The sequence below is a fragment of the Entomoplasma freundtii genome (assembly GCF_002804205.1).
Taxonomy (GTDB): domain Bacteria; phylum Bacillota_I; class Bacilli_A; order Mycoplasmatales; family Mycoplasmataceae; genus Williamsoniiplasma; species Williamsoniiplasma freundtii.
In genome coordinates, this window is record NZ_CP024962.1 from 98,361 (window position 1) to 111,723 (window position 13,363).

Here is a 13,363-nt window from a genome sequence, read left to right on the forward strand (position 1 = left end):
AAAATATGAACAAACCAGTTGTAGTTATAGGTCACCGCATGGGTCAAGGTTTCAATGTTCAAAGGGGAATTGAATCAGTTGGTGGAACTGCCATAGTTATTGAAGGTATGGGGGCAGACATGAGGCTTGGTGATATGATGCAAGAACATCAAGCAGATTTGGGTATTAGTTTTTGTGGAAGTGGTGGTGCAGGAGCAATTACCGCAGCTAATGATTATGGTTACATCGCTCGCGATCATTTACGTACTATTGGTGAAGGAATAACTGCTATTCGTGATGGAATAGAAGTTCTAGGTTTTGGATTTATGGATACTGAAGAACTAGGCAGCGAGTTAACTAAAGTTTGACTGCAAACACACGCCAATGACTAACGAACAGACAATAAATAATCCTATCTATAATGAAGAATTAAAAATTTCTGAACGTTACCAAAACAATCCAAACTTCCGTGACGAAAATAGTATTTTAGAAACCAAAATTGATTTCTTGGATGTCATTGGGCATGGGAAAACCCAAAAAGAGGCTTATACAAATGCTTTTGATAAATTAAAAGAATCAATCTATCATAAGCATAATAATTTCATTATTCATCTTGAACCGATAGATGTTATTCCGTTGAAGGATACTAGTGATTTAAAATCAAAAAAAATTATGGGTCTTTTACCTCATAAAACGTTGAGTTGAGAAATCAATTTGCGTATTTTTTATCGTGTCAAATTTATTGCAGAAATTTAGTAAAAGGAGCCATCAATCATGATTACAACAGGTTTGATTTTTTTATCAATATTTGCCGGTACTTTGGTTGGATTAGCGACAGGAGTTGGAACAGCAAGGATGTTTCATGCTCCCAATAAACAAGGATTAGGTGCATTTAGGACATTGGGTGAAATTAACGCCTGCAATGGCGATCCGGTTTCTCATGTTGCTCTTGGTTTGGGCTTTTTCTTTAACGCAGCTGCCACAGCGGTTGGAAGTGGTGCTTTAACCCAAGATTTAATTCATCGGATTATTCCCAATTGAGGCATTGCCTTGGCCAATACATTTACCAAAAAAAAGGATAATTTTCAAATTATGCGTTCCCCAACCTTGGTTGGTTTAGGAGGTATGATTGTTGGAGCAATTATGATGCCAACAATCATACTAATTTGTAAATTGATTCCTACTGAATTATCAGAAGTGGCAAGCGGGGTTTTAACACCAGCTGCTACTTGATTATTTACTTACATAATGCCAGTCATTTTCTTGATTGCCGCTATGGATGCTGGTAAAAAAGTTGGGACAATGGCCTTACTATTTGGGGTCCTTTCGCAATTTATTTCAGGAAATGCCATTCCTGGAATAGTTTTGGGAATCCTAGTCGGGTCTTCTTGATTACATAGTGGCGTTCGTTCGAAACAATTTTGATTTCTTTTAACTCTAGTTTCATTGATGTTCATCTTGATTGCCTATTTCCGGGGGATTACTTTTAAAGATATTATCCATTTCAAAAATATTTCAATTGAAATGCAAAAAATTGCTTGTGATTTTTCAGACTTATCACTTTTAAACTTTGATATTTCAATTTCAACCTATTCAGGAATTATTAATGAGGTCTAAAAATGTTGAATAATAATTTAAAAAATAATAAAAACCCAAGTCAATGTAACAAAGTTGGCAAGATGGATGAAGAGATTGCTATTCTTCGTCTTGAACTTGATAAAAATTTAAATCATGATCAAAAAAGTGAAGTACGCCAAAAAATTCTAAAAAAACAAAATCAAAAAAAAGTAGTAATTGAAAAAAGTCGTCATAAAGTTGGTACTCTAAAAACTGATTTAGATTTTGTCAAAAAGAGTATTGAGAATTCTGAAAAGACTCACAAAAAAATGGAGGGGATTTTCAATCGTAAAAATCAACAATTTCAATTAAAAGAAAAGGTTTACGAAGAAGCAAGAACTCGTTCGAAAACTTATGCCCTTGGCGAAAAAAAGCGGGATTTTTTAATCTTTAAAAAAACAAAAAAATTAGAAAAAGATAAAACTATTCTTGTAGATAAATTACTGATTTTAGAAAAACGAGCATTGCAAAAACAAGAAGCTTTTCTGCTCTCAAAGGAAGAAGAGACTGCTTATTTAAAGGAAACAATTGGTGAAATTGAAAAAGATTTTAAAAATTATTTTCAAAATTTAAGCAAGACTGATCCAGAATATCTAAAACTTGAACAAGATTATTCGTTTTTGAAAAAGAAATCAACAATTCACCTAGCTAAAATTCAAAAAAAATTGGCTAAGTCTTTAGAAGATTTGAAAAAAAGCGAAATTCAAGTAATTGAACTTAAAACCAAAATTGACTCTCAGGTTCATGTTATTCAAAACTTTAAAAACCAAAATTTGAGGCAATTTAATCGCTATGAACAATATCAGAAAGATCAAAAACTTATTTCAGAAATGAACGTGCTTAAAGCGGAACTTAATTCAAATCAGAAAATTTTGGACCGTGCTAAAAATAATTGAAATAAAAATTTAATTTACCAAAGCAAAATTGAATCTGAAATTGAAAGTTTAGCTCCAGAAGTTAATATGGACTTGAGTTTGGTTCCTTTTGCCGCCAGCAAGACCACAAACATTTTCAATAGAGTCGAAAGATTACTTTTAAAAGATTGATTTTTCATCGTGATTGTTGGTGTTATGGGAGCAGGTGTGGTTTTAGCTACATTTATGTACGTTAAATTTGGTGTTGGAGCCTTAAATGAAATCTTTGTTGTTGCGATGTTAAAACAAGGCTTAGATTCAGGTGATTACACAGCCGCCCTAGGTTTTGCAAGTAGCTATATTATTGCCAGAATTTTAGAAGGCCCGCTAGTTGGAATTTTGGATGTTGGTGGTGCTATTTTAACTGGACTTGGTATTGGGATTCCGGCCATTTTCCTTTCATCGAGTAAATTATCTTTTATGATGTTTAATCCATTTTACGCTTTTTTGATTGGTTTGGTTGGAGGTGTACTAATAGGAGCTATTGTAATTATTATTCGTCTTTTCAAACCAAAAGAGGCAGCTAATTTGGGAACTGACATTATGATTGGGGCAGGAAATGCCACCGGAAAGTTCCTTGGCCCATTAGTCGTTTTTTCAGCCGCGATGTTCCAACCACTTGTCGGTTTAGGAGCCGGTTTAGGAGCTATTCTCTTTACTTGAATTAAGAAACCAATTGTTGGTGGAGCTATTATGGGAGCGATGTTGTTTGGTTTAGTTCCAGCCTTCGCTTAGAAAGAAAATCATGTTATTTAAAAACTTAAAAGATTTGAGCGGCAATAATTATTCGTTTTGTCTTTATAACAACCGTTTGATATTTGACAATTTTGAAGATGAAAAAATATATCATTTTGGTAAAGAAACTTTTGTTAGTCCGGGTTGGATAGACATCCATACACATTGCAACCCCCTAAATAACTTCGTGAGTTCTAAGCCAGATGAAATAGGCTTTAAGACTGGCGTTTGCTTAATTATGGATGCAGGAAGTGTTGGCCTTGATAATCTAGACGAATTATTTTTAATTCAAAAAAATTGGAAAACTAATATTCGTAGTCTATTAAACATTTCACGACTAGGTATTCCTGGACAATATGAATTAAATAACTTAAGTGACATCAAAATTGATTACGATGAAAAATATCAAAATTTTATTATGGGTTATAAAGCTAGAATTAGCGGAAGTGTAGTCGGCAATAATGGAAACAAACCGTTGAAAATTTTCAAAAATTTAAGAAAGCAAAAAGTTAATTTGCCCCTTATGGTGCATTTAGGAAATCAACCACCTTCATTTGTAGAAATAATTGATGAATTACAACCTGGTGATGTTCTCACACATGTTTTTAGTGGCAAAAATGATGATCTTTTTTGTAATGCCGATTTTACACCAAATTTCACTAAAGCTATTGAAAAAGGCCTTAAGGTTGATATTGGTCATGGTACTTCAAGTTTCGACAGTGTTTTGTTTAAAAACATTTTGTTAAGGCAAAAAAATTTCAAGCCAGATTTCATTAGTACAGATATTTACGAAGGCAATATTAAAAGTGGTGTGGTTAAGAATTTGCCCACGACTATGAGCAAAATGCATGCTTTAGGTATGAAGTGATCTGACATTATTGATTGCGTTACAGTAAATCCGGCACAGCATTTTAACTTGACTGGTTTTGGAACAATTAGTGACGAAACGAAAAATTTAACCTTTTTCCAAATTCACAAAACTTCAAAATTAGAGATTGATTCTAAAGGACAATTCATCAAATTGGAGGAAGAAGTGGTACCAGTAGCAGTCATCTTAAACGGTGAATTCATTGAATTATAAAATAGAAGTTAGAGGACATCATGAATATTAATGAGGAAATAAATTTAAAAAAAGTAATTAATGCCGATGGGCGTATGACTATCTTGGGTGTATCAACAATTAGTGATGATGTTGGTGAGGCTATGAAGTCGGCAGGTCAAAGTTACTTCGTAATGAAAGATTTAGAAAAAAATGTTGACCAACAAGTAGCAAAAATGTATGGCTATGAAGCTGCCCATATCGTGAATTCAGCATCAGCTGGCATCGCTCTTGGGATTACTGCCCTTATTTATGGTGATCGTATTCATGATGTAAATGTTCAAGTACCACAAAAAAAAGAAATTATTCTCCTAAAAGGACATAACATAAATTTTGGAGCACCGATGGAAGACATTTTGCATCTTGTTGGAGCAAAAGTTAGTGAAGCAGGTTATGCTAATGGTTGCTCAATTGAAGATGTAGAGTACAAAATAAATGAAAATACTGTTGCTTTAATGTATGTTCTATCGCATCACACAATTCAAAAGCAAATTTTATCTTTAGAGGAGATGATTGATATTGCTAAGAAACATCATATTCCCCTAATTGTAGATTGTGCTGCTGAATCAGATTTATTCAAATACGCAGCAAAAGCAATTGACCTTGTAATTTTTTCAGGTGCAAAAGCAATCGAGGGACCTACCTCAGGAATCGTTTTTGGGGGGAAGCTCTTAATTGAAAACATTACTAAACATCACAAAAATATTGGTAGAGTGATGAAAATTGGCAAAGAAAACATTATCGGTCTTTTTGTAGCTCTAAAAAACTATCAAAATAAAAAACAAAATATTCAAGCTATAAATTATTTGAACATTCTTGGTAACAATCCATATGTCAAAGGCGAAATTGTAGTTGATGCTTTAAGACCAGAAATTCAAAGAATTAAAATTAGCCTACAAAACAATGCAAAAATTGATGCTATTGAACTATCTCAAAAATTGAAATCTGAAGGCGACATTGCTATTTACTTGAGAGACTATTGAGCTAAGCAAAATTTATTAGAGATTGATCTAAGAAGCATTGATTTAGAAGAGATGAGAATTATTAATAGAAGATTAATTGAATTATTAGGAGACCAAAAAAATGAACAAAATTAATTGATATAACAATAAAATTGCTTTGAATGTTTTAGCCAATGACTTGGAAAATGCCAAAAATATTTATGAGGCCGCCGAAAAGCATGTTGTTGTGGGGATACTTTCTAAAAATTTTGAAACGATTGCACAAGCCAAAAGTGAAATGAAAATTTGGGCAGATGCTTTAGACAACAACATCTCGATTGGCTTAGGAGCGGGTGATCCTAAGCAAAGTTATATGGTCGCTTCGTTAGCCAAAATGCTAAAACCAAATCATGCTAATCAAGTATTTACTGGTGTTGGTTTAACCCGTGATGACTTTAAAAACGATGATATTTTTATTAATTGTTTAGTTTCTCCTAGTGGCAAGATAGGATATGTAAAAATTAACACAGGTCCAAATAGTTCAAAAGCAGAAGATGCGGTAGTGCCGATTAACACTGCTATCCAAATGATTAAAGATATGGGGGGTAACTCCATCAAATTCTTTAACATGAAGGGTTTACAATACCTGGATGAATTTTGTGAAGTGGCCAAAGTTTGTGCCAAGAATAATTTTGCCTTAGAACCAACTGGTGGAATAACTTTGGAAAATTTCGAAGTTATCTTAAAAAGTGCTCTTGAAGCTGGGGTCCAAAAAATCATCCCTCATGTTTATAGTTCGATAATTGATCCCGTTACTGGTGAAACAAAGGTGGAGGATGTCAAGACGCTATTAAATATCATTAAGAAATATTAGTTTTTCTTAAGTGCCAAGAAAAAAACTAAAATCGATAAAACTAAAATTTTTAAATGGGTAATTTGGTCTTGAAAAATATTTACTTTAAGATAAAGATAAATTATTCTAAATAATTTGAAAAATTTTAGTGAGGCTAGAAATGTACGAAAAAGTAATTCGTGATAACGTCCATGGAGATATTTACTTCCATGAACCAATTTTTATGGAAATAATGAATACACCAGAAATGCAACGTTTACGTCGTGTTTCACAATTGGCAGGAGCTAGTTTAGCTTACCCTGGAGCCACTCATACACGTTTTGCACATTCGATTGGAACTTACCACATTTTGAATCTTTTTTTTGAAGCGCAAGATTTTCAAAAAATTTCTAAAGCTGAAAAACGTTTAACATATCTCGCTGGACTAATGCACGATATTGGGCATGGTCCTTTTTCACATACATTTGAAAAAATTAATCCTCGTAACCATGAAGAATATTCAATTGACATTATTAAAAACCCCAAAGGTAACATTAGTAAAATTTTAAAAAAATATAAGATTAACCCGGATGATGTCGCAGCTATCATTGATGGCAAATACCCCAATAAGGTACTAAATTTATTGGTTAGTTCACAGTTAGATGCCGACCGTCTTGATTACTTAATGCGTGATTCTTATGGAGCGGGTGTTGATTATGCTCTCCTTGATGCTAAGTGAATTGTTCGGCATGCCAAAATCATGGATGATAAAATCGTTTTTCCATTAAAAACATTGAATGCGATTGAATCATATTTACTTGGTCGTCATCATATGTATCAGCAGGTTTATAATCATCCCTCTTCAATCGCCTTTGATTCTTTGTTTACGTTATGATTTAAGCGTTTTCTTGAGTTAGCCAACAATAACTATTCGTTTAAAAACTTGGCAATCGTTGATTATTTTGATGATCGAATCAAAGATCAACCACTTTCCCTTAAAAAATACTTGCAACTAGATGATCCCCTAATGATGAGTTTTTTTGCCAATGGTGCACAAGAAAGTGATCAAATCTTTAGTGATTTGTCAAAACGCCTATTAAATCGTGGTCTTTTTAAAGTCGTAAAGTCAACACCACACTTAAAATCGAAAATTTCAAACCAATTAGCCCAAAAAGGCTATGATTTACGTTATTATTTTGATGAGTATATACCTAAGCGGTCAACTGTCTATCAAAACGATTTTTCTGGTAAAAAAGATGAAACTATTTGGTTTGATGAAGGTGGACAAATTAAACCACTTTCTACTTTAAGCGTTTTCACTAATTCAATCAATTTGGTTACCACAAATAATAATGAAAAAAACTTATTATTTCCTAAGGAATTAGTGTAATATATCTTGAGTAAGTAGAGAAAAGGTGGGGAAAAATGACTAAGTTATCAAATATTGATATCGCTTACGAATATTTAAAAGAGAAAAAAGACCGGGCTGATTTTAAGGAATTATGAGAAATTGTAATTCAAAAAATTGGTCGTAGTCTCCCAAATGAAAACGCTTTAATGGCTGGTCTCTACAGTAGTTTGGTTTGTGATAATCGGTTCTCATTGACTCCTGACGGAGCCTGAGCATTGAGGAATAATTCCAAATTCGAAGACATCAAAAAACAGTATAAAAATGTTATCATTCTCAAGGATGATGCACTTGATGAAGATTTTGACGAAGATGAGACCACAAAATTCTACAATGATACAGAAGAGGGAGAATTCGAAACCTATACTAAGGACGATTCAACCTTCGAAGATATAGAAACGTTGTAATAATTAGGCAAAAAAACGGTCTTAAATGACCGATTTTATTTTTAAAAAGGAGTTGTAAATAATATGGCAAAACATGTATTTGTAACGGGAGGAGTGGTTTCTGGACTTGGTAAAGGAATCACAGCTAGCTCACTTGGAAGATTATTAAAAAATTCAGGCTTAAATGTTTATATGCAAAAGTTTGATCCTTATCTAAATGTTGATCCAGGGACAATGTCACCTTATCAACATGGTGAAGTATATGTCACCGATGATGGCGGAGAAACAGACCTTGATTTAGGTCATTATGAACGATTTATTAATGTCAATTTATCAAAAAAATCATCGGTCTCAGCCGGTAAAATTTACCTTGAAGTGATTGATGCTGAACGACGTGGTGATTGAGAAGGAAAGACTGTCCAAGTGATTCCTCATATTACCGACCAAATAAAAACTAAAATTTATGCAATGGATCAAGAACCTAATATTGATGTGATTATCACGGAAATTGGCGGTACTGTTGGCGATATCGAGGCGCAAGCCTTTATTGAAGCTTTACGTCAGGTTCGAATGGAAAAAGGAAGAAATAACGTTCTTTTTCTTCATGTTGGTCTCGTGCCTTACATTAACGCCTCAAAGGAATATAAAACAAAACCAATTCAACATTCCATTAAGGAATTATTGAGTTTAGGGATTCAACCCGATATTTTAGTAACACGTAGTGTTACACCAACTGGTCCTGAAATCAAACAAAAAATATCTTTATTTGGTAATGTTCCAGTTGCCAATGTTATTGAAGCAATTGATGTTGATTCAATCTACAAAGTACCTTTGGCAATGTATGAACAAAATCTACACCAAATTGTTATTGACCAACTTGAATTGTCAGCAAAAGCCACAGATATGACTAGATGAAAAGAATTTGTTCAAGATATTGATAATTCAAAAGAAGAAGTTGAAATAACTTTTGTTGGGAAATATATCGAGATGCCTGATGCTTATCTTTCGGTGATTGAAGCTTTAAAAATGGCTGCATGAAATTTCAAGCGAAAATTAGTCATCAAATGAGTTCAAGCCGATGATTTAACACCCCAAAATTATAAAACCAAGTTAAAAGATTCTAAAGGGATTTTAGTGCCTGGTGGATTTGGTAATCGTGGTGTTGAAGGAATGATGTTAGCAGCCCGTTACGCACGAGAAACAAATATTCCTTATTTAGGAATATGCTTGGGAATGCAAATTGCTGCAATTGAAATTGCCCGTAATGTCTTAAATTATGATCATGCAAATTCGACAGAATTTAACGAAACAACCGCTTACCCAGTTTTTGATTTTATTGAGGGTATTGACCGTAAGGCTTCTGGGGGAACGTTACGTTTAGGTAAAATGACAACCAAACTTAAACCTCATTCTAAAACTGCTCATCTTTATGGAAAAACCGCTATTGATGAACGCCATCGCCATCGTTACGAATTTAATAACCAATATCGTGAAGATTTTGAAACGAAGGCAGGAGTTGTTTTTGCCGGAGTTTATGATGAAACAAAGGCAAACTTGGTTGAAGTTATGGAATTACCGCAAAATGATTTCTTTATTGGAGCTCAATTCCATCCAGAATTCACTAGTCGTCCTAATCGCCCTAACCCGTTATTCAAAGGGTTTATTGAGGCCATAATTAAACAAGAAACAAAACCAAAATTAAAAGAAAAAACTCACGCTTAAAAGCGTGAGTTTTTTAAAATTCTTTGTCGGCGAGGCAAAGAAGACATTAATTAATCGAGCGATAAATATTCTTGGAAATGAGGTTTATCAGGACTAAAACCAAGAGTTTACAATAAATTAGGTAAGAGAAAAGTTCCCTTTCCAAAAACAACGTTGTGGCTTATATAAGGAGGATTTCGACTCCTTGAAACCATTTTATAATAAAAAAATAAAATGTCTAGATAATCGCTAAGCGTTAATGATGAAGATGATAAAGACCCTTTAAAAGGAAATTATTAGCTCTTTCACGCCTTAATCACTTTTGAAGCGCGAAATTCGATTTTCAAGTTGGTTAATGCGAGTTATAATTAATTGGTTAAAGAAGGAGAAATAATGCCAAAAATTTATAGCAATAGATTAGTTAATGCTAAAAACATGGTTGATGCAGCCTACAAAAACCATTTTGCAATCGGACATTTTAATATTAACAATCTTGAATGAGCAAAAGCAATTTTAACTGTCGCTCAAAAAACTAATACCCCAGTAATTCTTGCCACTAGTGAAGGGGCAATTAAATATATGGGAGGAGTGAATGTTGTTGTTGGTATGGTTAACGGTCTTTTAGAAGATATGAATATCACTGTTCCAGTAGCTCTTCACCTTGACCATGGTCAATCAATTGAAATGGCTAAAAAATGTATTTTAGCTGGTTATTCATCAGTAATGTTTGATGGATCGCATTTACCATGAAAAGAAAACTACGAACAAACCAAAGAATTAGTTAAATTTGCTAAAGACCACGAAGTATCGGTAGAAGCTGAAATCGGAACTATTGGTGGTGAAGAAGATGGAGTAGTTGGAAATGGTGAATTAGGTGATCCACAACAAGCCAAAGAAATGGTTGACTTAGGAATTGATTTCTTAGCAGCTGGAATTGGAAACATCCACGGAATTTATCCATCAAATTGAGAATCACTTTCATTTGAAACTTTAAATAAAATCCAAGACAAGACTCATTTCCCAATGGTTCTTCATGGTGGAAGTGGAATCCCTCAAGAACAAATTGAAAAAGCAATTTTAATGGGAATTTCTAAATTAAACATCAATACCGAATTACAACTTGCTTTCCAACAAGCAACTCGTAATTACATTATGGAAGGTAAGGATGAAGACCGTAAAGCTAAGGGTTATGATCCAAGAAAATTATTACGACCAGGAACTGAAGCTTTAGAACGTGAAACAGAACATTTGATTACTTGATTTGGGTCAAAAGGGAAAGCTGATTTAGTAAAAAAATAGTTTTTCCACTTTTAATTTAAATTTGGTTAGAGAATAAAAAAATAGGTCACTTTGACCTATTTTTTTATTCCTTTTGTAGTAAAAAGCCCGATTTTTTATCTATTTTATTTTCTAATTTTGGTCTATAATATATTGGTACTTTGGAAGTATCATTTGAAACATAGGAAAGGAGAAGGATTCTATGCCCAAAAAAGATATTCATCCCAGATATTGAGATGATGCCAAATTCGTTTGTACAACTTGCGAAAATGTCACTATTAGTGGAAGCACAAAAGGTCAAGAAGTGCGTCTAGATATTTGTTCGAATTGTCATCCTTTCTATACTGGAAACCAACAATTTGCCAATACAGCTGGTCGTGCCGAACAATTCAAAGCAAAATTTGCTAAGAAAGACTCATTGCATGCTAATGTTGCAAAAGCGTCAGCTGAACAAAAAGCGAAGAATGTTGCCAAGAAAAAATAATTAAGAAAATTTAGAGGAAGGCGCGCGGTGCCTTTTTCTTTTGCCAAAAACCTTTAAAATAAAGGTATTGGGGGTTTTCGATGAGTTATAAGTTGGAAAACTTAACCTTTACAAACAAAAAGCCCGATGTGAAGTTGGTAAACTTTAATGCCCAAAGTAAAGAACTAACTAACCTTTATTTGCCAACCAAAAAAGACCGTCGTTTTATTACTAATGTTTTAAAAGGCAATGAAAAATTAGCGCATGGTCGGTTTCGGATTGATGGTAATGAGTTAATTGGTGGGCGTTTTGTGAAGTCAAAGGTGGCATTTATCAAAACCGATAAATGACTTGAGCGTTTAATCCCTCCTCGAGTAATTTTGACGTCTTCACAATTATTTGATATTAAATTTATTCGCCAAGCTCGTTTAAAGAAAAATGATAAAAAGTATAATTATCTTTCCTTTGCTGACTCTCGAAACGATCTCAGTGATATGGACTTGCGACGTGAACTCGACAAAGTAATTTCGCTTTTTCTTGATGACTTGACTGAAATCGAAAAATCGTTAGTACGAAATTTTCAAAACAAAATTAAAGAATTTAATCATCATCAAACCAATAAACTATTCGGTGATTACTATACTCAAATCCAAGTTTTAGTTCGCGAATATGCTTCATTGTCCTTAAAAATTATTGTTAACAATCTTTTGTTAACATTTTTTCAAGCCCTTTGAGATCAAGTTTACTCATTTAAAGATTTAAGAAATTCATGTCCTTGCGAGTATAATGTTGAAAAATCATCAAATAAGTCACTTAATAAAATTCGTTATAAATTTACTTATCGCCAACCCTATTTCATGGTGGAAAAACGTTTAAAAACAATTAATATCCGAATCGCCGATTTACGTTTTTTACTGTTTAAAGAAAAAAGAATTGCGCGTCAAATTCGCAAACAAATCATGCTTGAACTACACAAATATCATCAAGAACATAAAGTGCCAAAAAATGTTCAAGCCACCTTGAAAACTCAAACTGAAAATTGAGAAAAAATTATTAAAGATATTACAACCACCTTTGAAAAATCGCAACAAGACTTTTTTTATGTTACTTTACCAGAGGAAGGCGCCTTAGTTCGTCGTCGCCTTATTTTTTTAACTCATCAATATCACAAAAAAGTTCTAGGTGGCTCGAATCGGATTGGTGATGCTAAAGAATTTAAATTACTAAAAAAACATTATCGTCAGGAAATTAAAGGAATTTATCAACAAGCAGTTATCCAAACAAAAGAAAACTTGGACCATTTGAATATTAAATTTGATTGGTATCTTAAAAATGGTTTTAAATTATCATCCTTAAATATCATTTATATCAAGCTTCTACGAGCAATGAATTTGAAAAAGAATAATATTATTTTTCAAGATGTCTTTAACTTATTAACAAAAAACGATTATCGGGCTTTGATGAATACAATGAAAAACCTCAATCGGGTTTATCCAGACCTAACGTTTATTAATTTGACAGGTGATTTTGCTGCTATTACCGATTGAGGTAATTATGTTTACGGTCTAAATGCTGATCGGGAACTTAAAGCTCTCCAACCACCTACTATAGCCAAGTTAAATGCCAAAAAAATTACTGAATCATTACCAACTTCCTGAAATACATTTAATTATTTAAGTACTGAAGGCGGAGTGGCAATTGGGAATACGCTTTGGCAACTACCGAAATTGAAACCAACGCCAAGTCACAAAGTTTTTGTGAACCCATTTTTGGTGCAATTGGAACCGCCCACGGAAGTAATTAAAACAACAATGTTGCCAATGATTATTAAAACTAAGTCGCAAACTAAGTTTTTAGATCGGCACATGATTTTAGGAGTTACTAAGAGTGGGGTTAAACTTGTTTTTTATAGTTCAGAAATTTTAGAGGCCAATAAAGAACGCGTTATTTTTATTGAAAACCGAGCAATTGTGAACTTATAAAAATGCAAAATAATTTAAAGGAGTAATT

Annotated in this window: 13 protein-coding genes; all 13 read left to right on the forward strand. The window is 33.3% G+C overall.

What is annotated here, in order from left to right; all coding sequences use genetic code 4:
• The first annotated feature begins 5 nt into the window (after positions 1–5).
• The 13 genes from EFREU_RS00370 to EFREU_RS00430 all read left to right on the forward strand — a co-directional run bounded on the left by EFREU_RS00370 (position 6) and on the right by EFREU_RS00430 (position 13,335).
• Complete coding sequence (locus EFREU_RS00370; protein WP_100609066.1) at positions 6–371, forward strand: SFCGS family glycine-rich protein; 366 nt, start codon at positions 6–8, stop codon at positions 369–371.
• Positions 364–735 (forward strand): DUF4312 family protein, encoded by a 372-nt coding sequence (locus EFREU_RS00375; protein ID WP_100609067.1) that lies wholly within the window; start codon positions 364–366, stop codon positions 733–735. Before EFREU_RS00370 ends, EFREU_RS00375 begins: the two co-directional genes overlap by 8 nt.
• A gap of 18 nt (positions 736–753) precedes the next feature.
• Positions 754–1,596 carry a DUF4311 domain-containing protein gene (locus tag EFREU_RS00380; protein WP_100609068.1) on the forward strand — a complete coding sequence of 281 codons (843 nt, stop codon included), beginning with the start codon at positions 754–756 and terminating at the stop codon, positions 1,594–1,596.
• A 2-nt stretch (positions 1,597–1,598) separates the two neighbouring features.
• Complete coding sequence (locus EFREU_RS03740; RefSeq protein WP_198507958.1) at positions 1,599–3,245, forward strand: DUF4310 family protein; 1,647 nt, start codon at positions 1,599–1,601, stop codon at positions 3,243–3,245.
• 10 nt (positions 3,246–3,255) lie between these two features.
• Positions 3,256–4,326, forward strand: coding sequence for an amidohydrolase family protein (locus EFREU_RS00390; RefSeq protein WP_100609069.1), 1,071 nt, complete (start codon positions 3,256–3,258; stop codon positions 4,324–4,326).
• 20 nt (positions 4,327–4,346) lie between these two features.
• Positions 4,347–5,441, forward strand: coding sequence for an aminotransferase class V-fold PLP-dependent enzyme (locus EFREU_RS00395; protein ID WP_100609070.1), 1,095 nt, complete (start codon positions 4,347–4,349; stop codon positions 5,439–5,441).
• A complete protein-coding gene (dagF, locus tag EFREU_RS00400; RefSeq protein ID WP_100609071.1) occupies positions 5,428–6,159 on the forward strand; it encodes a 2-dehydro-3-deoxy-phosphogluconate aldolase in 732 nt (243 codons plus the stop codon). The genes EFREU_RS00395 and dagF overlap by 14 nt, the downstream gene beginning before the upstream one ends.
• Positions 6,160–6,298: 139 nt before the next feature.
• Positions 6,299–7,507, forward strand: a complete 1,209-nt coding sequence (locus EFREU_RS00405) for an HD domain-containing protein (protein ID WP_100609072.1) — start codon at positions 6,299–6,301, stop codon at positions 7,505–7,507.
• 35 nt (positions 7,508–7,542) lie between these two features.
• Positions 7,543–7,932, forward strand: a complete 390-nt coding sequence (gene rpoE, locus EFREU_RS00410; RefSeq protein WP_100609073.1) for a DNA-directed RNA polymerase subunit delta — start codon at positions 7,543–7,545, stop codon at positions 7,930–7,932.
• A gap of 63 nt (positions 7,933–7,995) precedes the next feature.
• Positions 7,996–9,633, forward strand: a complete 1,638-nt coding sequence (locus EFREU_RS00415; RefSeq protein WP_100609074.1) for a CTP synthase — start codon at positions 7,996–7,998, stop codon at positions 9,631–9,633.
• A gap of 372 nt (positions 9,634–10,005) precedes the next feature.
• Entirely contained in the window at positions 10,006–10,911 is a 906-nt protein-coding gene (gene fba, locus EFREU_RS00420) for a class II fructose-1,6-bisphosphate aldolase (protein ID WP_100609075.1), read from the forward strand.
• A gap of 181 nt (positions 10,912–11,092) precedes the next feature.
• Positions 11,093–11,374 carry a 50S ribosomal protein L31 gene (rpmE, locus tag EFREU_RS00425; RefSeq protein ID WP_100609076.1) on the forward strand — a complete coding sequence of 94 codons (282 nt, stop codon included), beginning with the start codon at positions 11,093–11,095 and terminating at the stop codon, positions 11,372–11,374.
• A gap of 80 nt (positions 11,375–11,454) precedes the next feature.
• Positions 11,455–13,335: a hypothetical protein gene (locus EFREU_RS00430; protein WP_100609077.1), complete on the forward strand. Its 1,881-nt coding sequence runs from the start codon at positions 11,455–11,457 to the stop codon at positions 13,333–13,335.
• Positions 13,336–13,363: the final 28 nt, after the last annotated feature.